Source organism: Neptuniibacter sp. QD29_5 (assembly GCF_047778125.1).
In the GTDB taxonomy this organism is placed as follows: Bacteria; Pseudomonadota; Gammaproteobacteria; order Pseudomonadales; family Balneatricaceae; genus Neptuniibacter.
Genome location: NZ_CP180556.1, coordinates 499,904 through 524,983, shown reverse-complemented (window position 1 = coordinate 524,983; position 25,080 = coordinate 499,904). Strand labels below are relative to the sequence as shown.

Here is a 25,080-nt window from a genome sequence, read left to right as displayed (position 1 = left end):
CCGAGTCTGCCCCGCAGGAATACACTTCATTAATTTAAATTCGCCAGTGAGAAAGGAAGCCTTTTCAAACCACCTCAAAGTCAAAGGTCAACCCTTCACGCAGCGCCATAATGCACACGCTAGGCTTCTTAGCTGACTTTTCTCGCTCATTATCAACTGGCAAAAGCAGTTAGTACCTCATAAAAAGCAATATACATACCAGAACAATATAACCCTTTAATAACAATATGTTATGGAATAAACTTGAAACAAAAACCCGTATAAACGGCAATAAGAATCCGCTTTTTGCCGCTGTCGCGGCAAAAACCATACAAAAAACATTGAATAGCAAAAAGCAAAAATACAGCGACTATTAAAATGAAATTAAGCTGGCGCTCTATCCCTTTCAGGATGAAGCAAACAAGCTAACGCAGGCAGAAGAATCAACGCGCCAAGCATGTTCCAGATAAACATAAAGGTTAGAAGGATTCCCATATCCGCTTGGAATTTGATTGGCGACAATGTCCAGAGCACTACACCAATCGCCAGAGTGAGTCCCGTAAAGGCAACGGACTTACCTGTACTCTGCAAAGTTTCCAAATAAGCCTTGGATAAAGAATGACCTTGCTTGAGGAATGTCTGCAGTTTGGAATAGATATAGATACCATAATCCACACCTATACCCACACCTAAAGCAATTACCGGCAGGGTTGCCACCTTAACGCCAACACCTAACTGAGCCATTAGCGCCTGACACAGTACGGAAGTTAGTGCCAGAGGCGCGATAATACAGATTACCGTTCTTATCGATCTAAACGTCAGCAAGCAGAGTAAGCTCACAACAGAATAAACCCAAACCAGCATCTCATATTGCGCCGTTTCAATAACTTCATTGGTAGCGGCCTCAAACCCCGCCTTACCAGCAGCCATTTTGAATTGGATATCTTCCGTGCCGTACTCAGAAGCAAAGCTATCGACTGCTGCCGTTATATCCTTAAGCGTCTGGGCTTTATGGTCATCCAAAAACACAATCACAGGTAGCAAAGAACAGTTCGAGTTCATCAAACCTGAGGGCACATGGGAGAGTGAGGCATTAATCACGTATTGGTTACGCAGCACTGTTCGCCATTTTAGACTGCCCTCATTAAGTCCTGCCGTAACTCGCTCAGATACATCAACTAAGGAGATGCTAGATTGGACACCTTTAACAGAGCGCAGATAGAACTGAAATCTATCCACAACCTCTAAGGTTTTATAATGACTACATTGTTCCTCTTGGGTCGTTACCATCACTACAAAAACATCACTGGATGTTGAATAGTTAGAGGTTACAAACTGATTATCTAAGTTGTAACGCGAGTCAGCTCGAAGCTCAGGAGCACCGGCATCAAGATCGCCTATCTGCAGATTTTTACTGCCATAAAGACCAAGCACCAACATGATACATGCAGCTGTTACCGCAATCGTTGCACCTATAGGCCGAGAGAAGAAGCTCAGGTAATGCCAGTAAGAACTTTCCGACTCAATACTGCGCTTAGCTTTAGCTATTGCTCGTTTGCCAACCCCAACGTAACTCATCAGCAACGGTAACAACATCAAGTTAGTTAGAACTATTACTGCAACGCCCAAAGAAGCAGCGACCGCCAGATCTTGGATCACTTCGATCTCTATCACCATTAAAGTGATAAACCCAATACCGTCGGAAATTAGCGCAGTAATTCCTGGAATATAGATCGCTTTAAATGCATGTCGTGCAGCAACCAGCTTACTCGAGCCTTTGGTCGCCGATTCCAACGTGATCGTATTTACAATCTGGACACCGTGGCTGACCGCTATAGCAAAGACTAAAAACGGCACCAGCATCGAATAGGGGTCGATACCATACCCAAGAAGATTGAGTAGACCTAACTGCCAAATAACCGCTGCGAGAGAGCAAACCAGAGGAACGATGGTCCCCATCACGCTGCCAGAATAGAGATACAACAGTAGTAACGTAACCACTATTGCCACAGCAAAGAACAAGGCAACTTCAGTCGCACCATCGATAAGGTCACCGACGATTTTGGCAAACCCTGTCATATGAATATCGATTTGATCGGAGCTGTATTTATCTCGTACTAGAGTCTCTAACTGCTCGGAAAAAGCTTGATAATCTAGTTTCTCACCAGTTTCAGGATGCAAATCAAATAGCGGAACCTGCACCATCGCCGATTTAAAATCGTTACCTACCAGAATACCAACTTGTCCAGAACGTAAGATATTGGTTCTTACCTGCTCCAAACTTTCACTAGAACCATCATATTTGGCAGGGATAACTGGTCCGCCTACAAACCCATCCTCAGTGACCTCTGTCCAACGAACATTTGGCGTCCAGATAGACTTAAGTGCAGACCGGTCCACCCCTGGAATAAAAAACAGCTCATCCGTTACCTGCTTTAAAGTTGTCTGAAATTCAGGTGTAAAAATATCACCCTCTTTTGCAGCTACAACTACACGGATACTATTACCAAGGCCCGCTAGGTCATCACGATATTCAATATAGTTTTCCACATACGGGTGCGATGCAGGGATCATTTTCACAAAACTAGCATCAGGGCGAACCTGAGATGCTTGCCAAGCTAGCAGTGCTGTTATCAATATAAAAATGAACAGTAATACTTTTCGATAGCTAAAAAGGAGTGTTTCAGCTAATTGTTCACTGGTATTGATCGGCCATAACAGAAGAGCGGATAGCTTATTCATTCTCAGCATCCTCCTCTAAAGCGATCTTTGTGACACCAGACTCACCTACCGCTATAAGCTGATGCTCGAGATGGGTCACAGCGGAATAACTCAACAATCCTCGCTTAGAAAAAGCTTCAAACCCGCTCGCGGCCTTTTGTAAAAGCGCCCCACCTTGCCCTACTAGATATAGTTTTCCATCCACTTCCACTGCGTCATTAATTGTCGATTTAACAGGTAGTTCTATTTGCTCCCAAACTCCCGATTCAACTCTTTTCAACGCATTGCCTCTTAACCCCATCAGATATAGCTCATCACCTTCCACCATAGAAAAGAAAGAGCCCTGATACGGTAAAGAAAGGCTTTCCCAGCTCAAGCCTTTATCATTGCTTTTTAGTAACAAACCAGCTTCACCTAGCACAAACAATTCACCCTGTTTGGAGTAGAACAGTCGATTAAAATGAAGGCCTTCAGGATTAGGTAATTTATGGCCAGTGTAATGCCAATTAGAACCCGCATCTTCTGTTTGAATAAAAAGGCCGTATGCACCTACAGCAAACCCTTTCTGGGAATCGATAAATGCGATATCTAATAATGGAGAGCTTGCCCCCTCATCAACTGCGAACATTGCATCATCTAGTTGGTATTCAAGATGTTCTAACTCGACCGGATCATATTCACTTTGCACAGAAAGTTGAGAGATCGATTTTTCTATCGCTTTTACTCGCAATTGATTGAGCTGGTTGCCATCCAATATTAACTGCCATTGCGCACCTGAATCTTTACTAGAAAGCAGTACACCATCATGCCCTACTGCCCAACCGGCGGTATGATTTAAGAAGTTAACCGCTGTCAGCATAGCACTGACAGGTACTTTAGCTTGTCGCCATTTCTCACCTTCATCATCCGAGAAGATAATGGCACCTTGCTCGCCCACAGCAACCAATCTTTGACCGGCAACATCGATATCAAGTAGCAAGCTACTATCCAAGCTGCCTTGCTCTAAAGCAGAAAGCTGCAATCTATCAGCTTTTACCAAACCTATATTTAACAAGAACGCTAGACTCAGTAGCGCTATTGGCAATCGTTTCAGCATGCAAAACCCAATTATTATTTTTGTGGGGAAGATGTTGGCAGCTTGATACAAAGCTAGCTTTCACTCAATAACATCCATACGCATATTTACTAACAATAATAGTCAGTAATTTCATAATACAGAGTCATAAACGCAAGATGGGGCCACCATCTAAAAACAACCAAAAACATTAAAAACTGATAATTTAGGCTTTTTCTGATATAAAAAATTCTTATAAGAAACAGGTAGTTACCAATACAAATTATTGCACTTTTATGACATAACACATGTTCAAACGACAACTGACATGCTAGGTTTAGTCTACGCTTGTTGTAGGGTTAAAAATAAACATGCTTAAACCTTTTCGTAACTTCTTCGTGCACCTAGCCACGTTTCTCTTTGCCAGCGGCCTTTTCGTAGGCGCCACTGCCAATGACAGCGACCAATACATTCGCGTCTCTGACTACTTGCTAGACCACCCAGAACAACGCCAGAAAATGCAGAAATTCTCTGAGATTGTGCGCGAATCAGCTTCTCCCCTACAAAATAGAAATGAAAAATCTATAAAAATTGCCATTATCTACCCTGCAGAACAATCTTCTGACTATTGGCGAAGAAGCGTCACTACGTTAGAGAAACGCTTATCTGAACTTAATGTCTCATATGAGATTAACAGTTACTTTTCCCGGCCCACTGTCGATATTTCACTGCAGAGCGAACAACTCAATAGCGCAATTGCTTGGGAACCTGATTATTTAGTTTACACACTTGACGCTCTTCGCCATCAAGCGATGATCGAAAGAATTTTACTGCGTGGGAAACCTAAATTAATTTTGCAGAACATCACAACGCCCCTACAGCAATGGCAGCAACTTAAGCCTTTTCTCTATACCGGTTTCGACCATGAAAAAGGCACTCAGTTACTTGCCGACCAGATGTTAAATCAACACCCCCAAGGCAAATATTCCATGCTGTATTTCTCTCGAGGCTATGTAAGCCACATGCGGGGAGATACATTCACAAAGCAAGCAGCTGTTATTACTGACTTAAAGTTAGTAAGCAGTTACTACACAAAAGGTAATAGTGACATAGCCTATAAAGCGACTTTAGCCACCCTCCAAAAAACACCTGATTTAAATATGATTTTTGCTTGTTCAACCGATATTGCTTTAGGTGCACTCAAAGCCTTAGATGAAAACAATCTAAACGATCAAGTACTACTGAATGGCTGGGGCGGTGGCGATAGGGAGATCGAGGCACTTCTTGAGGGGAAATTAGACCTAACTGTTATGCGAATGAACGACGATAGTAGTGTCGCTATGGCTGAAGCAATAAAGATGGATATTTCAGGCCAAAGTAGTAGTGTGCCTCACATCTATTCAGGCGATATTGTTTTATTAAGTAAAAGCACAGACAAGGATGAAATTGAGCAACTAAAGAGAAGGGCTTTTCGCTACAGCAGCAGTAACGGGCAGTAATCAGTGAAAAAAGTTAAGTTTTCAACCGCCATACTATCCATTGTACTTTGTGCACTCACGGTCATTGCCTTAGTGCTGCTAATACCTGCTTATCAAGGATCTCAACGAGCATTGCTAGAAGAGATCAATCTTTCCCATTCCCGTAACCAAAAAGTTCTCCAGCAGTTCTTTGATAAATATCTAAAAGCGACTGCACTTAATGCCGAACAAATTAGCCAACGCAATATCCTAACGAACGGAATTGAAACACAAAACCACAAACACATTAACCAGTTTTTACAGCAGCAACTTGCAAGCCAGACCGGCGAAAGTATTCATGCATTTGTGCTAGAAACCCAAGAAGGCAATCACCTCGAGTTTATTAGTACCTCTCTATTAGGCATGCAACTCAACCTTAGCAAATTAACCAAAGAGTTCATCCCCTATCGTAGCTGGAAGGTACAAACATCGCCTCAGAACTCAGCTCCGCCCCAACAGCTCATGCGGATTACTTTCCCTATCATTAGTGATGATTTGGGTGAAGTCGTTGGAACGTTGCACGCATTTATCTTACTAAACGATCATTTCAAACTACTCAGTGAAATTCAAAGCTTAACTGGAGCAGAATCAGTTGCCTTATACTTTAATCAACAAGTTACATCGAGTTTAGCACTAACACCTAAGCTACAAACTGCTATCCTACAATCTAAACCAGAAACTCAATTTGAGATATTCGAAGACGATAGAATCATCCACCACTACCAACTCTTTCTGAGCACACAACAACATTTAAAAGTTGTTACTACACTTCCTAACTCATCGATCTTAGCTTTAGAACTCGCGTATACAAAAGATTTGGGCATAGCGATAACAGCAGCACTAATAATCGGACTTTTAACTGTACTAGCAATTTCTCGCCTGACTAAAACATCGCTCATACGCTTAGTTCGATATGCTGAGGACATGGCAATCAATCGAGATGGCGAACCTTTTAAACCTGGCCACTTCCCTGAATTTAATTTGCTAGGAAAAACCTTAGAACATATGGTTGGCCAGATCAGTGAGCATGAGCAACAGCTCAACGGCATCATCACCAATACACCCAACATTATCTTTATAAAAGGGGCTGATCTGCGCTATCAAATGATCAGCCCAAATTACTATGACCTAATTAATGACTCCTCGGTAGAAGTCATTGGCAAAACAGATCATGAACTTTATAGCTCTCAGCATGCAGATACGCTCAGAAACAGTGATTTAGAAGTCATCCTGAAAAACAAACCAATACAAATCGAATACACTGGAGCCAACGAGCTCGGCCGACGCAATTACCTAAGCACTAAGTTTCCTCTGTTTGATGAATCAGGAAGTGTCTATGCTATTGGCGGCATCGTAACTGATGTAACCGATCTCAAGGAAGCGCAAAGCCATATTCAACTTGCTGGACAAATTTTCGACCAAGCTGATGAAGCTATTTTAGTTATCGATACCCACCTCAAAATGGTTACCAGTAACAGCGCTTGTCATCAACTATGCGGTTCTGACGAGCTGACTATAAACCAATTTAGTCGTAGATTTTTTGCTGAGCATCCGGAAATCCGCCATAGCCTAAAACAGGATAAGCGCTGGCAAGGCGAAACCCAGATACGCAAACCTAACGGCCAAGCCTTCCCTGCATGGTTATCAGTTAGTAATTTATATACAGAAGATAATGAAGAACGTTTTGTACTGATCTTCTCTGATATCAGCGCTAAAAAAGAAGCAGAGACCCAACTTGAGAAACTATCTCACTATGATGGCCTGACTGGATTACCTAATCGCAGCCTGTTTTTCGATCGTTTAAATTCTGCCATTGCCCGCTCAAATCGAGAGAAGAGCCAAATCGGCTTACTGTTTATCAATATTGATCGCTTTAAAAACATCAATGACACATACGGTCATGCAGCAGGTGACGAATTACTTAAGGCTACAGCCAACCGTATTTCCGGTTTCATAAGACCTGACGACACCGTATCACGCTTAGGCGGTGACGAATTTGGTGTCATATTACAAAGCATTGATAACATCGACACGGTTAGCCATATCTCCCATAGAATTATCGAATCATTAAGAACACCGTTCCAGCTCGAGAACTTCATAAGTAATGCACCGGTTAGTATCGGCATTTCCCTATACCCAGATGATGGTAAGGACGCGAAAGAACTGCTTATAAATGCAGATACAGCGATGTATCACATGAAAGAAAAAGGTAGAAATGGCATTCTTTTTTATGACCAAGAAATAAACAAACAAGCCGAGGCACAAACCCGTTTGGAAGAAGACCTCAGGCTTGCCCTGCACAACCAAGATATCTTTGTAGTTTACCAACCACGCTTCCATATTAACGGAGAAGATATCCTGAGTGCTGAAGCACTAGCGCGCTGGAATCACCCAGAAAAAGGAATGATCCCACCAGGGCAATTTATCGAACTCGCTGAGCAAACAGGTCTTATTGTCGAACTAGGAAGAGAGATTTTGAATCAAGCTTGCCACGCAGCGAAAGCTTGGAATATCAATCCAGAAAAGCCTATGCCGGTATCGGTCAACCTTTCTGCAAGGCAAATTTACGACCCAAATTTAATCGATGATATCAAAGGTGCCCTAATTGATAGCGACCTTGCACCGCATCTTCTAGAGCTTGAGATTACCGAAACACTGGCTATTGATGACCTAGACAAAGTTATCAACAAGCTCCAACAGATATGCGATCTCGGTGTCAGCTTATCCGTAGATGACTTTGGCACCGGTTACTCATCTCTAATCTATCTAAAACGTTTACCTGTGAGCACAGTTAAGATTGATCGTTCTTTTGTCACTGGCGTTCCGGGCGATACTGATGATGAAAATATCATTGCTGCGATCATTTCCATGTCCCACTCATTACAATTAAAAGTTGTCGCAGAAGGCGTCGAAACCGAAGAGCAACTTGAGTTTTTAAAAACTCATAACTGCGATGAAATTCAAGGCTTTTTACTAGGGCGGCCTGGTAATAGCACTCCCCTTTTGGATTACGCAAAAACATCCTAAGCTACTGATTAGATTGTAGATTAGTAATCTTAAAGCCCCTTCTACAAGAAACCATAGCTTTTTTCATGAAATCGTTTGCAGGTAGAATCAAGCCGTGGAAGAATACCGACCGCCAAGTCGGAACCCAATAAACTTACAATTTATATGTGTTTATTCATGCAAATGTCATTTTCGTGAATATACTAGTAACTATGTAGAGACATCTGCAGTGGTTCTGCAAGGAAGAATAAGTACTACTACGGGATGATAATCACCCCCTATCCAGAATAAACCGGAATTAAACTGGAGACAGATATGACCTCTTTTCATACAACAGACCGGGAACACGTTTATCCTGACAATGTCCGCCTTATTTCTACAACCGATACCCGCGGAATCATTACCTATGCTAACCCAGAATTCTGCCAAGTTGCTGGATACTCTCAAGAAGAGCTTATAGGAAAACCTCACTGCCTAGTTAGGCATCCTGATATGCCTGCAGCTGCATTTGAAGATCTGTGGAACCATATTAAAGATGACCAGCCTTGGATGGGAATGGTGAAAAACCGTTGTAAAAATGGTGACTATTACTGGGTTCAAGCTTATGTAATGCCGATTTATGACAACAACGGTACAAAAACAGGCTATCAATCAGTCCGCACTCGCCCAACCCAAGAGCAGATCCAACGTGCTGAACAAGTCTATGGCAAGATCCGTAAATCGCCGCCGAAATCAGTTAAAACAACCAGCTTAGCTGCTCGTATTATGGGCATTGCCGGTTTAATGGGGGCAGGAGCCCTCGCTTTAAACTTCGCACCGATCTCAGAGCTATACCAGTCTATCGGGATGCTATCAGTTGTTGCTGCTGGGCTTTTTGCTCTGTTTGCTAGCACTCGCGGCCTAAGAAAGATCTCATCCACCACTGACCAGATCTATAACAACCCATTAGCGCAATTAGTAATGACTGAGAATATGCATGAGCAAGGCTCTGTCGATCTAGCTACACGCATGATGCGTGCGCGTTTAAGAACAGTTATTGGTCGAGTCGAGGACAGTATAGAAACCCTTGGTGAGGTAATGAGCGAAACAGATGCCGCTATAAATCAAACAACCGCGGGTATTCAGCAGCAAAACAGCGAAAGCGATATGCTTGCCAGCGCAGCAACCCAAATGTCCGCTACTGCTCATGAAATCGCTCAAAATACCGCGCAAACCTCACAAGCGACTCAAAAAGCATCAGACCTTGCTAACAACGGTAAAGAAAACATCGATGTCATGCTAGATAGCATATCAGAGCTTGTAAGAGATGTAGAAAAAGCCTCTGAGTCATCAGATGAACTCAAACATCAGGCCTCTTCAATTGAGCAAATTGTTAATATCATTAACGATATCGCAGAACAGACCAATCTACTGGCACTCAATGCTGCCATTGAAGCTGCACGTGCCGGAGATCAAGGCCGAGGATTTGCTGTAGTTGCTGATGAAGTACGCACCCTCGCACAACGTACTCAAACCTCCACCAGCGAAATCCGTAACACGATTGAAGCAATTCAAAAGCAAGTTGCTGTCACTGCCGATACTATGCAACGTTGTTCCGAACAAGCTCAAAAAGGAATACATTTAGCTAACGATGCAAGCCAATCATTTGACTCTGTATCTGAAGCAATGGTTGAAGTATCTGATCGCTGTATTCAAGTTGCCAGCGCATCCGAGCAACAAAGCTCAGTATCTGACGAGATCAACAACAACATTCTAAACATTCGTGATATTGCGAGCAGCAATATGACCGCCGCAGAGCAAACCAATAATGCCAGCAATAATCTGCATAAATTGGTAACTGACCTACGCTCTATGATGAAGACCTTTACGGTTTAAATCAGCATCTCGAAAAAACACATAGACCCTATTTCTCTAGGGTCTATGACCTATCTACAGATTTGTTCCCCTATTAACACGATCAGATATAATGACAAGTTGTATAGACTCGTAGCCATTTCACATTTAATATTGATTATCATTAGCAAAATTACAACAGCCCACTAGGAATGAGCAAATCTAAAACCTTATGTAAGTTTAGTAAGAGCGATATAGAGCATCACTTCAAAGAGATTGCAAAACATACCCGCTCAAGCACTTACCTCTGTCGTAAATGTGCTCGCTCCGCAAATTGCAAAAAGTGGCTATGTAAGCCTGTTGCTATGTGACGTAACTAATAAGTAAGGATTTACCTATGCTCAGCCCAGCAATGCTTGAAAAGCTAAACGAACAGATCAATCTAGAATTCTTTTCATCCAACCTTTATCTACAAATGGGCGCTTGGGCCGAGTCTAAAGGGTACGAAGGGTGCGCTGAATTTCTTTATAAGCACGCTGACGAAGAGATGTCTCATATGAAGCGCCTTTTCACTTATGTGAATGAAACCGGTGCGATGGCGCTGATCGGTACTATCGAAGCTCCAGAAGCAAAGTTCGAATCAATCCGTGACCTATTCGAAAAAGTTTACGAACACGAATGCCTAGTTACCCGCAAAATAAACGAGTTAGCGCACACAGCTTTCACAAACCAAGACTACTCAACTTTTAGCTTTCTGCAGTGGTATGTTGCTGAACAGCATGAAGAAGAGAAGTTGTTTAATGGCATCCTAGATAAAATCAAAATCATTGGCGAAGATGGCAAAGGCTTATTCTTTATCGATAAGGAGATCGGTGAACTAGCTAAAAACGGTGATGGCGGCAGTATTATGGCCAGCACAGAAGAAGCCATCTAATCTTTATATTTCAAAAAGTTATATAAAAATCTTGAAAACGGGCAATAAATAGACGGAAAAACTCATGTTTTTTATATTTTTTTACTAAAGAATATAATTTATTGCCCGATATTTAACCGAAAGTAGCCTCTCATGCCTAGCAAGGAGATATAGCGTGAACACTGATTGCAAGTATTGCTTTGAGTTAGTTAAAAACGGGAAGGAACACCCGCAGCTAAAAACGGTTAGTGATTTAGGTAACTCTCAGATCTGCAAATGCGGCAACTGCGGTGCCATGTTAATGAGCACAGCAGATAATTGGGAGATCGTGATCAAGGGCTCAGTTGTTCGACATCACGAAAAACGCGCTAAAGAGGCCAAAGAAAAGGTTGCTTAGCAGCACCCCAAACTAAATTTTACTTGGCAGCCTAGATAGTTACGCGTAGTTTTGTCATAGAAACTTAAACACGATTGGTTCCTATGCATTCACTTCGCCAGCTGATTGAACAAGATAATAATCACAACTTATTCGATCTACTCTCCAGTCTTTGCCAAGGCTCTATTGCCGTCGATGAAACAGCATCTATTCTGTGGATGAGCGATGCATATCGCAAACTTGTCGCCATTCCAGAAGAGATCGATCCAATTGGCTGCAATGTAGAAGACCTAATCCCCACGACTCAACTTCCCCGAGTCATTAAAAGTGGAAAGCCCTCCTTTGTCGATCTTATGCAGATTAACAACCGCTGGTGTGTTGTTACTCGTCTCCCGATCAAAAATTCAGACAATAACATTATCGGCGCTATTGGCTTTATTTTTTACGATGACTTAGACAGCCTTCAACCACTGTTCGACAAATTTGCTCGCCTACAGCGTAAATTTGAAGATGAGAAAATTATCCGTCCAAGCCGGTACGCTTTGGACGACATGATCGGTAATGCGCCCAAAACACAACAGCTTCGTCGCCAAGCACTAAGAGCATCGCAACTAGACACCACCTTGCTTTTATTAGGCGAAACTGGGACAGGAAAAGAGTTATTAGCACAAGGCATCCACCATGCTTCCACGCGTCGCAGCGGACCTTTTGTAGGCATTAACATGGGCGCGCTACCCGAATCGCTTGCCGAAGCAGAACTATTTGGCACCGCTCCCGGTGCCTATACCGGCGCAGATAGAAAGGCACGTAAAGGCAAAGTCCAGCTAGCTGAAGGCGGCACTCTCTTTCTTGATGAAATTGCAGAGATGCCTCTCGCCATGCAGGCAAAACTACTTCGAGTACTTCAAGAAAGAGAGGTCGAAGCACTGGGCTCTAATCGCCTTGAAAAAGTAGATGTACGCATCATCGCAGCTACCGCAAAAGATCTACGCAGCCAAGTAGAGCAAGGCTTATTTCGTGAAGACCTTTACTATCGTTTAAACGTCTTGCCGATCAACCTACCGCCTCTAAGGGAGAGAATCCAAGACATCCCTCTACTATCCGAACACATGTTGAGTGAAATTCAGCGACAGTCTCAACTACCGGAACTGCCTTTGTCGCAGCCAGCCCTTAAATGGCTACAAAGCTACAGCTGGCCTGGTAATATCCGTGAACTCCGAAATCGCCTAGAACGAGGCTGCGTTATGGCTGAAGGTTCTTCAATTGAAGCGCCTGATTTAGGCGCAAATGAAGAACAACCCCATCAAATAAACCCTTTAACGAATTTAAAAAGCTATCGTAAAGAGCATGAGCGCTCAGCCATTGAAGAAGCAATACAGCAATGCAATGGTAATAAAACAGCGGCAGCCAAACTGCTAGGCATATCTAGAGCAAGCCTTTATCAACGTCTAAAAAACGACAAAAGTGTCTAGAAAAACAGACAATGAAAGCACACAGTCCAATATAATAGACACCTAACTACGTTCACCTTGCCACCAATACCCATAACCCACTGTTTTTAAAGAACATTTAAAACATGGCCCCTACTTTGCTCTAAACAACTGAATTAAAAATAACAAGAATGGTATTCAGAATGTCTCAGAATAAGCTGATCTCGGCCGATCAAGCGGCTGCATTAATTCAATCAAATGACACCATAGTTACAGGCGGCTTTATCGGTATCGGCTTTGCTGAAACTCTCGCAAAAGCGATCGAAAAACGATTTCTAGATCAGGGCACTCCCAACAATCTCAGCCTGCTTTATGCAGCTGGACAAGGCGATGCCCAAACCCGCGGTTTAAATCACTTTGCCCATGAAGGGATGATAAAACGCGTCATCGGTGGACATTGGGGATTAGCACCCGCGCTCGGAAAAATGGCGATCGATAATAAAATTGAGGCATACAACCTTCCTCAAGGGGTGATCTGCCATATGTTCCGCGATATTGCAGCAGGTAAACCAGGCACGCTCACACGCGTAGGCTTACACACTTTTGTAGACCCTCGTTTTGAAGGTGGTAAAGTAAATAGCCGCACAGAAGAGCAACTGGTACAACTACTTGATCTTAACGGTGAAGAAGCTCTTCTATATAAACACTGCCAACCCAACATTGCCCTACTACGCGGTACCACAGCAGATAGTAAAGGCAATATATCCATGGAACGCGAAGCACTGCCTTTAGATGCTTTAGCGATTGCCCAAGCCGTTAAAAACAGTGGTGGCAAAGTGCTAGTGCAAGTTGAACGTATTACTGCGCAGCATAACCTGACACCTGATAGAATCCGCATCCCGGGTATTTTGGTTGATCATATCATTCAAGCCCCAGCTGAAGACCACCCTCAGACATTTGCCGAATCCTATAACCCAGCCTACAGCGGCGAGATTACGCTCCCGGCTCAAGCAAGCAAACCTGTTCCTTTAGACGCAAGAAAAGTCATCGCACGTCGTGCACTGATGGAGTTAAAAAATAATGCTGTCGTCAATCTTGGTATTGGCATGCCAGAAACGGTAGCAGCCGTTGCAGCTGAAGAAGGAAAAATAGAAGACTTTACTCTAACCGTTGAGCCTGGCGGCATCGGCGGTCAACCGGCTAGCGGACTAAGCTTTGGCGCAACAAGCAATGCAGAAGCCGTTGTAGACCAGCCTGCTCAATTTGACTTCTATGACGGCGGCGGTTTAGATCAAGCCTTTTTAGGCTTAGCTGAAACCTGCCCAGAAGGCCACGTTAACGTAAGTAAATTCGGCCCTAAGCTCGCTGGTGCAGGCGGATTTATTAACATTACTCAAAACACTCAAGATGTTTATTTTCTCGGCACTTTCACCTCTGGCAAACAACATTTAGAGGTGCACGAGCACGGCTTAAAAGTTATTGAGAACGGACCTCTTAAGAAATTTAAAAAGTCTGTTCAGCAAATCACATTTAATGGCAGTTACGCCATGCAATGCCAGCAGCGAGTAACCTTTATTACTGAACGCGCGGTATTCAAGCTCACGCCGAAAGGGCTTTTACTGACAGAAATCGCACCGGGTATCGATCTGCAAAAGGATGTACTGGATCAGATGGAGTTTATGCCGTTAATTGATGATCACTTAACTCCGATGGATGAGCGCTTATTCCGTGAAAGCCCAATGCGCTTAAACCAACCTGGCAGCAGACCGATGCAACAGATGCGAAGTTTGATGCGCAAGGTTCTACAAGGCACAGAATTACCGAGCTCTCCGTCGAGACTGGTAACACCCCCCTTAGGTTAAGGAAAGCCTATTTTTTCCATCCACTGCTAACTACCGGTATCGGCGTATATGTCGTTTGTGCAACGTCATTGTGCAGCGTCGAGGTAGCGAGGCAGAGAAGAGTAGTTCAGGCGCTTTAGACCGTTGCTATTTAATAGGCACACTGCAATTGCCTTTGACTGTGTTCCTAAGCAGCGAACTCGCTAGCTCCCCTGCTCTTCGGATGTTTTTTATTCCAACAAACTTAATAAATATAGGAATAGCAATGTACGACATGCAATATGATGCGTTAGATCTTATCCACAGCGGCATGACATTAGATCAGTTTAAGACAATGTTAGATAGCATCGACGTGAAAATCATTTTACAAGAAGAATTAGAAAAGTTGATTCTTAACGAGCAGCAATGCTTTGTTCCTGAGGTTGTGGACGGCATTGTAGTTGGCGGAGATTATCTAAAAGTAGCTTAACTACATAGCTAAATTACAAGGATGTAGTTTTTATTCAGAAAAATTCGCATTTTTTGTTATTCCCCCTAATACTGCCTAGGACACTCTAAACAGTCACAATAAAGGCGTCTGCCATGAAAAGACTGACCTTAATCCGCCACGCAAAATCCAGTTGGAAAGACCCCACTCTTGATGACTTTGAGCGCCCTCTCAATAAGCGCGGTCAGAGAGATCTTCCTAAGATGGCTACGCGTTTAGGTGAATATGGCATCGAACCAGAACTCATCTTAGCAAGCAACGCAAACAGAGCATTAACAACTGCCTCCGAAATCCACCGGCACCTCAATTTAAAACCGGAACAATTGCAAACCCATCCAGAACTGTATGCATCTTGTACCGAAACACTGATGTACCTTTTGCAAAACCAATCAGATCATCTGAACAGTATTATGCTGGTCGGCCATAATCCAGCGCTACATCAACTAGCTGATATGCTGACTCAAAGCCACTTAGAAAAGTTTCCAACGGCAGCGGTTCTTCACATGCATCTAAGCATTACCCAGTGGCATGAATTAGCAGCGGGCTGCGCCACCAGCATTTTGTTTGATTACCCGAAAAAGCACGCTTCAACCGCCGCCTAAGCAACTATGATAAACTGTACTCTTTATTCCAGAGTGAGTGCCTGTGGAACTTTACCTTTCATCGCTCAGTTTTACTGCGAGTATTACCGCCCCAATCTTTTTTATTGGCTTTCTAGGCTATCTACTGAAACGCGTAGGGCTGATTGATGATGCCTTCATAAATACAGCATCAAAGCTCGTATTTATGATCACCCTGCCAGCCTTGGTTTTTATGTCCATCTCACGGACAGACTTTCACGCAGTCTTTAATCCAGAACAACTAGGATTTGTCTTAATTGGCACTCTGATCAGCTTTATAGCGCTTTGGTTTCTCGCTAAGCGCTGGATCAAACAACCAGAAGACTTAGGTGTTTTTATACAAGGTGCGTTTCGGAGTAATTACGGCATTATTGGTTTAGCTGTGAGCTATAACCTGTTTTCAGATTCCGGCTTGGCGCAAGCATCCCTACTACTAGCGCTCGTTATCCCTCTGTTTAACGTCCTTTCAATCATCGCATTAACACTGCCAGCAAAACACCAAGGCGGCGCGAGTATCGGCAGCACTGTTTTAGAGATCGTAAAAAACCCACTGATCATTGCAGTATTGCTCGCACTTCCCTTCTCGTACTTCGGTTTCCAGCTTCCCGAAATTGCGCAGAAAACAGGGCGTTATTTTGCCAATCTGACCCTACCTTTAGCCCTACTGGCTATAGGCGGCTCATTGAACATGAAGAGCTTACGCAGCACTTCTTCTCAAGCCACTTGGGCGACCTTATCAAAGCTGCTTTTTATCCCTTTGATATTAACTCTCGCCGCATGGGCTTATGGCTTCAAAGGGCAAGACTTAACTATGCTAATGGTTCTGTTTGGTTGTCCAACAGCTGCAGCAAGCTTTGTAATGGCTAAAGCGATGGGAGGAAATGAGAAACTCGCGGCGAATATCATCTTGATGACGACCATAGGCTCTATTCTTAGCCTATCGGCAGGTATCTATATCATGCGCGTCACAGGTGTAATTTAAGCTTCAGTACATTCTGTACGCTTAAGGTAGGTCTGCAAGCTAATTTGATCTGTAGTTTCAAAATGACGGGACAATTGCGTAAGCGACTGGATACGATCCAATCTGAACATACGAAAATCATCGCGCAGCTCACACCACGCGACCAAGGTCCAAACAGCACCCCAGTACACTAAACCTAAAGGCCAAACTTCACGCTCGGATTGTTGTTTATCTTCTCGTTGATAACCGATTGAGATCACAAACCGATTCTTGATCGCGACTCTGATCTGGTCGCTATATTGGGTTGTCCATTGTCGATGCAATCCAGGGACAACAAACCATTCGGGGCCTTCAATATATTGATCGTAAAGTTCAGTCGGCAAAACCGCTTTGACTTTATCTAGCACTCTGGAAGCAGACTGACCCAGGTGCTGATCACTACAGCCCTGCACTAAGCGCACACCCAGCAACAGAGCTTCTAGTTCCTCTTCATCAAACATCAGAGGCGGCAGATTAAATTCCGGGCGTAGGCGATAGCCTACACCCGCTTCACCTTCAATAGGCACACCAGAAAGCGAAAGCGCCTGTATATCTCGGTAAATAGTTCTCTCAGAGACTTCCAACACCTCAGCCAAGGCGCTGGCCGTTAAAGCGGTTCGGCGGCCGCGCAAAAGCGTTAATAATTGAAACAAGCGTTCCGCTTTCCTCATCGGTAATTTAGCTCCCTAAGCCCCTTCGCAAATCATCGCCTCTGTTTGTACTTCCATATGACGCATATGACAACTCTCCATATCAATAAGACCACACAGCGACTGGCCTTCGTCAGATTGCATAAATGCATCCCCCGCCGCTTTAGCTGTCGGCATATCCTGCCAATAAGCCAAATCGTGCAGTAAGCCATTTTCATCTTCGCTCACTGAACGATACAGAAAGCCTTCCTGCTTTTTTAACCACTCATTAACCTTGTCATGAGTCGATGCAAAGTCAGCTTTATTCACGCCTGATTTCAGATTGTAAGTTACCATTTCTACGACGGTTGTTGTCATTGTTATTCTCCTTAATCCAATTCTTAAATATGACAACAGGGATGCTAAACTAGCCCTACTGACAGCGTAGTGTCAGTAGAGTTTTATTAAATGGGGATAAAGATGTTTAAGTTATTCAAAAGCGATCGATTGGCAAAAGCTTTTAAAGCGATCGATGCCGATGATCTGACCAAGCTCCAAAAACATCTGCAAAAACTCGAACCGGAAGAAATCAATAAACCAGTCTCTGATGATACTGCGCCTTTAGCTGAAGTCTGTATTCTTAAACAAGCCCCAAAAGCATTAAAGCTGGTGCTAAACTTCGGTGCTAATCCAGACCAAACTAGCCACACAGATTCACCTCTAACACTTACAGAGCTGTCACTTAGACAAGAAAAAAGCCTACTATTACTGACAGCGCTTTATACTGCTGGTGCCAAAACCGATCCAACACCACTGCTTCAACAATGCTTTGACCACTGTTCCGAACAAGAACTCATGCTGCATCTATCCGTCTTGCTCCAGTATGGCGGACAGCTTGATGATGAACTTGTTCATAAAGCCTTAGCTAGCGATCAGTTGCCGCTTATCCACTTTATTATAAATTCTGGCGCATCTTGTCCAGACGATATCGACCAACATAATTACTCAGAAGAGACACTAAACTATGCTAAAAAATGTTGGGACGATCAGATAATTAGAGCGATGTTTCTTGCTGATAGGTAATTGATCTTCGAGGGTTGTATTCGTGCTCAAACGCTCTACAGAAAGCGCTCTTTTTGATGAATACTAAGAACTAGAAGGCGTATTAATCGCTAATTCAGGTATGTCTATTTTGGGGCAACGGTTAACCACAACCTTCAAGCCTGCTGCTTCAGCACGTTCCTGCGCTTCTGGACTATATACTCCTAACTGTAACCAAACAGCCTTAGCTCCGATCTGAACAGCCTCGTCTATGACCACTCCAGCCTGATCGCTGCGACGAAACACATCGACCATATCAACCGCCTTATCGATATCAGCTAAAGAGGCAACAACCTGCTCGCCGTGCAGTGTTTCACCTGCTAGTACAGGATTAACGGGGATCACGTCATAACCGCAAGTCTTCAAGAAAGCCATCACACGAAAACTAGCACGCTCAGGCTTGTCACTCGCACCTACTAGCGCGATAGTACGAACATTTTCTAAAACATCGATAGATAACTGATCACCAGTCATGACTATCACCTTCGGCATGCATGCCTTTACAAACACTACACTCTGGGTCTTTACGCAATTTAAGTGTGCGCCAATCCATCGTTTTGGCATCTAAAAGCAGTAAACGACCTGCTAAACTCTCGCCAACCGAAGCCAAAACTTTTAAAGCTTCTAATGCTTGAACTGATCCGATGATACCGACTAGAGGCGACAGTACACCAGATTCAGAGCAAGTAAGCGCTTCATCACTTCCCTCTTTATAGAGGCATTGGTAGCAAGGTGATTCTGGGTTTAGAGGATCATAAACTGCCACCTGGCCTTCCATACGTATAGCAGCACCTGAGACCAATGGTTTCTTGTGCATAAAGCAGGCACGGTTAATCGAAAATCGAGTACTAAAGTTATCAGTACAATCAACCACAAGGTCAACGGTTGCAACTAAACGCTGCAAAGCTTCATCGTCTAAACGCTCATACAACGCTTTAACTCGAGTATCAGGATTTAAACCAGCAATGGTATTTCGAGCTGAATCCACTTTAGGCGCACCAATGCGCTTAGTGTTATGAGCAATCTGACGCTGTAGATTGGAAAGCTCTACTTCGTCATCATCCACTAGGATTAGCTCGCCTATACCTGCCGCAGCTAGGTACATAGCAACAGGACTACCCAAACCACCTAGACCGATGATCAAAACTGTCGAATTTAACCAGATTTCCTGCCCATTGATATCGACATCAGGCAACATAATTTGGCGGCTGTAGCGTAATAGCTGCTCATCACTCAGCATTGACTTCTCCTTTAGCGCAGGTGTCACCTGGCCATAATGCAAAGGTTACTCGCTCATTATCGCCATAATCACGCTGAGTACCTATTTCTGTATACCCTAAACTCTCCAGCAAGGCGCGGCAAACTGGACCTTGGTCATAACCATGTTCAAATAACAGATGACCACCAGGAACAAGGTAACTTCGAGCCTCTTCACATATATGTTTTATATCTGCCATACCATGATCTTCAGCCGTAAGCGCCGAAAGCGGCTCAAATCTCACATCACCTTGTGCTAGATGCGGGTCTTTCGGATCAATATAAGGAGGATTACTGACGATCATATCGTAATGGCCATGGTGAGGCTCAAACCAACTTCCCTGTATGACTTCTACGTTTTCAAGCTGCAACCGGGCTCGATTTCGCTCGGCTAACTGCGCTGCCTCCGGCACAAAGTCTGATGCAACCACAGTCCATTCTGAATTTTCATAAGCCAAGGCTAAAGCTATCGCTCCGGTTCCCGTGCCTAGATCAGTAATACGCGCGCGCTTCTCAGAACACAACTGCAAAGCCTTTTCGACCAGCACTTCAGTATCGGGACGAGGAATCAAGGTATAGGGAGAAACTTCCAAGTCAAAATCCCAAAACCCTCGCATACCGATAATATGCGCTACAGGCTCACCGTTTAAGCGCCGATCAATCATCACGTTTAATTGATCGACAATTTTTGGATCTAACTCTTTTTCTGGCCAAGTAAACAGATAGCTTCCCGGCTTATCGAGCAGATGACATAGCATCAACTCAACATCCAATTGAGCTGACTCACTGACACCATTGAGTTGAATACTTAGTTTTACCGCTTGCTTAATCTGCATAGAGATTTAATACATATCAAAAAGGGCCATACCGGCCCTTTGATTAACTTTCTTCGGAGAGCGCCCCAAGCTGTTCCGCCTGGTGCTCATTTAAGAGCGGCTCAACAACGTGTTGCAACTCACCACCAATAATCTCCTGCAGCTTATATAGCGTTAGGTTGATACGGTGATCAGTTACACGACCTTGTGGATAATTATAGGTACGAATACGTTCCGAACGATCACCACTACCTACTAGACTTTTACGCGTACTTGCCATTTCGGCAGCCTGACGTTCATCTTCTGCAGCTTGCAGTCTAGAAGCTAGAAGTGACATCGCCTTAGCACGGTTCTTATGCTGTGAACGCTCTTCCTGACACTCAACTACCACACCCGTTGGAATATGGGTTAAACGAATAGCCGAATCAGTTTTGTTGACGTGCTGACCACCGGCACCTGATGCACGGAAAGTATCTACACGTAGATCAGCTTTATTGATTTCTATCTCAGCTGACTCATCCATCTCTGCCATAATTGCAACGGTACAAGCAGACGTATGAACACGGCCTTGAGACTCGGTTTCCGGAACACGTTGTACACGGTGCGCACCGGATTCGAATTTCAGCTTCGAATAAACATCGGTGCCAACGATACGGGAGATAACCTCTTTATAACCGCCATGATCACCTTCATTAACGCTGATCACTTCTACACGCCAACCCTGTACTTCCGCAAAACGAGAGTACATACGGAAAAGGTCACCGGCGAAAATAGCCGCTTCATCACCACCAGTTCCGGCACGTACTTCCAAGAAGACGTTGCGAGAATCGTTGGGATCTTTAGGTAATAAAAGAATCTGCAGTTCAGCTTCAAGATTTTCGATACGCTCTTTAACGGCAGGATATTCCTCTTTTGCCATCTCTCGCATATCAGGATCACTGTCAGCCATCATCATCTCGGCTTCTTCAAGATCATCCTGCGCTTGATTAAAAGCAGCAAACGCCTGTACCACAGGTTCTAATTCGGAATATTCCTTGGAATAATCACGAAACTTATCCTGATCAGAGATAATTTCTGGATCAGACATCAGAGCAGCAAGCTCTTCGTATCGATCGCTAAGCTTTTCTAGCTTACTTAGAATAGATTCTTTCATTATTTCTCATTCTTAGCATGTTCACCTAACTGGTGAAGCTCTTGCACCAAATCCAGTAATTCACTGCGCCCTTCAGCACTTGCTTTACGCATTTGAATCGTTGGATGGTGTAGCATTTTATTCGTCAGACTACGCGCTAACATGGTTAACACTTCTTCAGCTGGCTTACCATTTTCCAGCTGCTTTAACGCTCGGCCTAATTCTTGATCACGTAAACTTTCTGCCTGACCACGGAAAGCAGTTAATACATCGACCGCTTCCAGTGAACGCAACTGACGCATAAATTCATGCGCGCCGGTTTCTATAATTTCTTCTGCCTGTCTAGCAGCATCTTCACGGCTACGTTGGTTCTCTTCGATAACCTCTTTAAGGTCATCAACCGTATACAGGTAAACATCATCCAGTTCCGCAACTTGCGCTTCTATGTCACGCGGAACAGCTATATCAACCATAAAGATAGGTCGATGCTTACGCTGCTTAAGTGCTGACTCCACTGCACCTTTACCTAGAATAGGTAACTGACTGGCAGTAGAGGCAATCACTATATCGGCTTCGGCAAGCGCATTTGGAATATCACCCAACAAGATCGCTTTACCATCAAATTCATCAGCCAATGCCAAAGCACGATTAAGGGTACGGTTAGCCACCGTTATATCTTTAACGCCAGCATTAACTAAATGGCGCGCTACCAATTCGATCGTTTCACCTGCGCCAATCAGTAACGCTTTGCTTTCGCGCATATCCGAGAAGATATGTTGGGCAAGGCTTACTGCTGCATAAGCAACTGATACTGGGTTTTCACCAATCGCCGTATCAGTACGCACCTGCTTAGCCACAGAAAACGTCTGCTGGAATAAGCGCCCCAGCTCGGCACCTACATGGCCATTTTCTTGAGAAAGGCTATATGCCGACTTCAGTTGACCAAGTATCTGCGGCTCTCCCAATACTAGGGAGTCCAATCCACTTGCCACACGCATCATATGACGCGCGGCATCTTCACCCCAGAATGCATAGGAACATTGCTGCAGTTCATCAGGATCTAAATCGTGGTATTTGCCTAGCCATTCCAACAGGGCTCTCGACCCTTCTATGGCAGAAGAGCAATACAGCTCTGTACGGTTACAGGTCGATAGGATGGCAATCTCTTTCAGATCAGCAAATTCGGCAGCACCATTCATCGCTTCAGCAAGCAGCTCGGGGGCAAACGCCACGCGTTCGCGAACCTCTACCGAAGCCGTTTTGTGATTGATGCCTAATGCAAGTAACGCCATGCGATCCGCCATACCAAAAAATCTACCGTCGTATAGACGGCACTACAAATCAACTGAAGCTGATCTAAATCAGCGCGCTATGATACAACGCTTTGCGACAAAGGTTAAAAGGCAGCACCACAATTTAGGCAACTTCGATCAAAAAACAGCGGATTAATTACAAATCTTTGGACAAAATCCACATAAATCGAACAAAAATAAAGAACCTTAGGTCTAACTCTTTAAATTAAGGTCAAAATCAGCATGTATGAGTAACAATCTAAACATCGTTAACTTATTCTCTTTAAAACCTTTGGTCGGTAGCTGACAAGCCACTGGTTATTCAACTATAGTGACCAAATCATTCAGGGATGTCGGGGCTATTACGGCTGTATACATGAAGAAATCACTTATCGTTTTAACTTGTGCCTTAACCTTATTACAAGGCTGTCAAAGCACCCCAACGAAACAGACACAAGAAGTTACCTCCGAGCCAGTTAATTACGTAGATGGCGAGTTCAACCAAGAATCTCTTTACGATTTATTACTTGCCGAGATTGCTGGTCAACGTAGGTTATTTCCAATAGCCCTTGAAAACTACCTCAAACAAGCGAAAAAAAGCCAGGACTCGGGTGTCGCTGAACGCGCCACACGAATTGCTCAATACCTGAGAAACCCTGACAAAGTCATTCAGGCTGCTCGACTTTGGCGCGAAATTGCTCCGTCTAATCCCGAGCCGTACCAAATAGAAGCGAATATGCTTCTGCATAAAGGTAAATACACCGAAGCACTGCCTTTGGTTGAAAAAGCCCTTGAATTTGACCCGCTTCGCACATTAGCTTTGATTCGCGGGCAAGTAGAACGTATAGATCCCAAAGTTTTACCCGGCTATATCACGATGCTAAATAAGCATCGTCAATCAGCCGATCCACGCTCCGATCTCGAACTGACTCTAGCATTGTTACATCGAGCTAATAACAACGAACAGGCGTCACTCACCTCTTTTAATCGCGCCCTTACGATTGACCCCGAGAATCCAGAAGCGTTGATACAAAAAGCTGAACTGCTGCGTTCTCAAAACAAAGTTTACGATGCACTTAAGCTTATCCGCACTGCTTTTGAACAGCAGCCGAATAACCGTCAGCTGCATATCCTTTACACACAGCTTTTATTCCAAAACAAGCAATCTAAACAAGCGGTCTCTCAAGCCAAAGAGCTGCTAAAAAACAATTTAAAAGATCATCAACTGACCTACTACTTAGCCCTGCTGATGCTCGAAAATGAAGCACCTCAGGATGCTAAAGCAGCCTTATTACGATTACTGGAACTGAAACCTGAAGACACTTCACCACATTTTTATTTGGGCCACATTGCTCAGTCAGAAGAAAAGCGTGATCAAGCGATTGAACATTACAGCTCTGTAAAAAATGGCTCTAACGTTCTGCAATCCCTATCTCGAGTCAGCTCACTTCTGAAAGATATGGAAGACAAACCTCGTCTACAGCAGATTTTATCTGATGCCAGAGCTAGCATGCCCAACCAGGCCGCATCAATTTACACATTAGAAGCAGAATGGCTAAACCTCCATAATCTAAAAGAGGAAGCCTTAGCTGTATTAGAAGATGCGCTAGTACTCTTTATTGATAACACCTCTCTGCTATACACCCGCGCAATGATGGTGGAATCCACTGATTTCCCACAGGCGGAAAAAGATCTACGCCGAGTATTAGAATTAGAACCCGGCAACGCTACAGTGCAGAATGCATTGGGCTACACCTTACTTCTACATACTGAGCGTTATGAAGAAGCTTACAAATTGATCCAAGCCGCATTAACTACAGAACCTGAAGATCCTGCTATTTTGGATTCAATGGGGTGGGCTTTATTTAAATTGGGCAGAAACCATGAAGCTGTGACTTATTTAGAAAAAGCTCATGCTTTATATTCCGACCCTGAAGTATCTAGCCACCTAATTCAGGTGTATTGGGCAATAGATCAAAAAGAGAAAGCTCGTTCACTGCTCCAAAGAAGCCAAAAAGACAATCCTGGCGATCCTTTCCTAGAAGAAGCAGCACAGCTAATTAACGCAGAGTAGTAA

Annotated in this window: 21 protein-coding genes; 12 read left to right on the top strand and 9 right to left on the bottom strand. The window is 43.9% G+C overall.

The annotated features are described in order from the left end of the window. Positions 1-363: 363 nt before the first annotated feature. On the bottom strand, positions 364-2,721 hold the full coding sequence (locus ACMXYR_RS02260) for an efflux RND transporter permease subunit (RefSeq protein WP_415902736.1): 2,358 nt from the start codon (positions 2,719-2,721) through the stop codon (positions 364-366). After that, positions 2,714-3,796: a WD40/YVTN/BNR-like repeat-containing protein gene (locus tag ACMXYR_RS02255; RefSeq protein ID WP_415902735.1), complete on the bottom strand. Its 1,083-nt coding sequence runs from the start codon at positions 3,794-3,796 to the stop codon at positions 2,714-2,716. The genes ACMXYR_RS02260 and ACMXYR_RS02255 overlap by 8 nt, the downstream gene beginning before the upstream one ends. Before the next feature lie 329 nt (positions 3,797-4,125). Between ACMXYR_RS02255 and ACMXYR_RS02250 the strand changes: the two genes are divergently transcribed. The 10 genes from ACMXYR_RS02250 (at position 4,126) to ACMXYR_RS02205 (ending at position 16,759) form a co-directional block, all read left to right on the top strand. Beyond that, positions 4,126-5,253 carry a substrate-binding domain-containing protein gene (locus ACMXYR_RS02250; RefSeq protein WP_415902734.1) on the top strand — a complete coding sequence of 376 codons (1,128 nt, stop codon included), beginning with the start codon at positions 4,126-4,128 and terminating at the stop codon, positions 5,251-5,253. A gap of 3 nt (positions 5,254-5,256) precedes the next feature. Continuing rightward, positions 5,257-8,298 (top strand): EAL domain-containing protein, encoded by a 3,042-nt coding sequence (locus ACMXYR_RS02245; RefSeq protein WP_415902733.1) that lies wholly within the window; start codon positions 5,257-5,259, stop codon positions 8,296-8,298. 294 nt (positions 8,299-8,592) lie between these two features. Then, positions 8,593-10,152 (top strand): PAS domain-containing methyl-accepting chemotaxis protein, encoded by a 1,560-nt coding sequence (locus ACMXYR_RS02240; RefSeq protein WP_415902732.1) that lies wholly within the window; start codon positions 8,593-8,595, stop codon positions 10,150-10,152. Positions 10,153-10,507: 355 nt separating this feature from the next. Next, positions 10,508-11,044, top strand: coding sequence for a non-heme ferritin (ftnA, locus tag ACMXYR_RS02235; protein ID WP_415886863.1), 537 nt, complete (start codon positions 10,508-10,510; stop codon positions 11,042-11,044). A 154-nt stretch (positions 11,045-11,198) separates the two neighbouring features. Beyond that, positions 11,199-11,420, top strand: coding sequence for a hypothetical protein (locus ACMXYR_RS02230; RefSeq protein ID WP_415902731.1), 222 nt, complete (start codon positions 11,199-11,201; stop codon positions 11,418-11,420). A gap of 83 nt (positions 11,421-11,503) precedes the next feature. Further along, complete coding sequence (locus ACMXYR_RS02225; protein WP_415902730.1) at positions 11,504-12,871, top strand: sigma-54 interaction domain-containing protein; 1,368 nt, start codon at positions 11,504-11,506, stop codon at positions 12,869-12,871. Positions 12,872-13,032: 161 nt separating this feature from the next. After that, on the top strand, positions 13,033-14,691 hold the full coding sequence (locus ACMXYR_RS02220) for an acyl CoA:acetate/3-ketoacid CoA transferase (RefSeq protein WP_415902729.1): 1,659 nt from the start codon (positions 13,033-13,035) through the stop codon (positions 14,689-14,691). Between the two features lie 244 nt (positions 14,692-14,935). Further along, entirely contained in the window at positions 14,936-15,139 is a 204-nt protein-coding gene (locus ACMXYR_RS02215) for a hypothetical protein (RefSeq protein WP_415902728.1), read from the top strand. A 113-nt stretch (positions 15,140-15,252) separates the two neighbouring features. Beyond that, the gene (locus tag ACMXYR_RS02210) at positions 15,253-15,759 is read left to right on the top strand and encodes a SixA phosphatase family protein (RefSeq protein ID WP_415902727.1); all 507 of its coding nucleotides are present in this window, start codon (positions 15,253-15,255) and stop codon (positions 15,757-15,759) included. Positions 15,760-15,802: 43 nt separating this feature from the next. Further along, positions 15,803-16,759, top strand: a complete 957-nt coding sequence (locus ACMXYR_RS02205) for an AEC family transporter (protein ID WP_415902726.1) — start codon at positions 15,803-15,805, stop codon at positions 16,757-16,759. Here the strand turns inward: ACMXYR_RS02205 and ACMXYR_RS02200 are convergent. Beyond that, on the bottom strand, positions 16,756-17,448 hold the full coding sequence (locus ACMXYR_RS02200; RefSeq protein ID WP_415902725.1) for a helix-turn-helix transcriptional regulator: 693 nt from the start codon (positions 17,446-17,448) through the stop codon (positions 16,756-16,758). The two genes, ACMXYR_RS02205 and ACMXYR_RS02200, sit on opposite strands and share 4 nt — an antisense overlap. A 15-nt stretch (positions 17,449-17,463) precedes the next feature. Beyond that, on the bottom strand, positions 17,464-17,784 hold the full coding sequence (locus ACMXYR_RS02195) for a hypothetical protein (RefSeq protein ID WP_415902724.1): 321 nt from the start codon (positions 17,782-17,784) through the stop codon (positions 17,464-17,466). Between the two features lie 102 nt (positions 17,785-17,886). Here ACMXYR_RS02195 and ACMXYR_RS02190 point away from each other — a divergent pair, with 102 nt between their 5' ends. Then, positions 17,887-18,489: a hypothetical protein gene (locus ACMXYR_RS02190; RefSeq protein WP_415902723.1), complete on the top strand. Its 603-nt coding sequence runs from the start codon at positions 17,887-17,889 to the stop codon at positions 18,487-18,489. A gap of 63 nt (positions 18,490-18,552) precedes the next feature. Here ACMXYR_RS02190 and ACMXYR_RS02185 read toward each other — a convergent pair whose 3' ends face one another. The 5 genes from ACMXYR_RS02185 to hemA are packed head-to-tail and all read right to left on the bottom strand — an operon-like array spanning position 18,553 to position 23,003. After that, positions 18,553-18,981 carry a CoA-binding protein gene (locus ACMXYR_RS02185; protein WP_415902722.1) on the bottom strand — a complete coding sequence of 143 codons (429 nt, stop codon included), beginning with the start codon at positions 18,979-18,981 and terminating at the stop codon, positions 18,553-18,555. Further along, positions 18,971-19,747 (bottom strand): HesA/MoeB/ThiF family protein, encoded by a 777-nt coding sequence (locus tag ACMXYR_RS02180; protein WP_415902721.1) that lies wholly within the window; start codon positions 19,745-19,747, stop codon positions 18,971-18,973. Before ACMXYR_RS02180 ends, ACMXYR_RS02185 begins: the two co-directional genes overlap by 11 nt. After that, entirely contained in the window at positions 19,737-20,600 is an 864-nt protein-coding gene (gene prmC, locus ACMXYR_RS02175) for a peptide chain release factor N(5)-glutamine methyltransferase (RefSeq protein WP_415902720.1), read from the bottom strand. The genes ACMXYR_RS02180 and prmC overlap by 11 nt, the downstream gene beginning before the upstream one ends. 43 nt (positions 20,601-20,643) lie before the next feature. Continuing rightward, the gene (gene prfA, locus ACMXYR_RS02170; protein WP_415883379.1) at positions 20,644-21,732 is read right to left on the bottom strand and encodes a peptide chain release factor 1; all 1,089 of its coding nucleotides are present in this window, start codon (positions 21,730-21,732) and stop codon (positions 20,644-20,646) included. Then, the gene (hemA, locus tag ACMXYR_RS02165; protein ID WP_415902719.1) at positions 21,732-23,003 is read right to left on the bottom strand and encodes a glutamyl-tRNA reductase; all 1,272 of its coding nucleotides are present in this window, start codon (positions 23,001-23,003) and stop codon (positions 21,732-21,734) included. Before hemA ends, prfA begins: the two co-directional genes overlap by 1 nt. A 376-nt stretch (positions 23,004-23,379) precedes the next feature. On the opposite strand from hemA, the gene ACMXYR_RS02160 reads away from it, so the two are divergent. Beyond that, entirely contained in the window at positions 23,380-25,077 is a 1,698-nt protein-coding gene (locus ACMXYR_RS02160) for a tetratricopeptide repeat protein (protein WP_415902718.1), read from the top strand. The last annotated feature ends 3 nt before the right edge of the window (positions 25,078-25,080 follow it).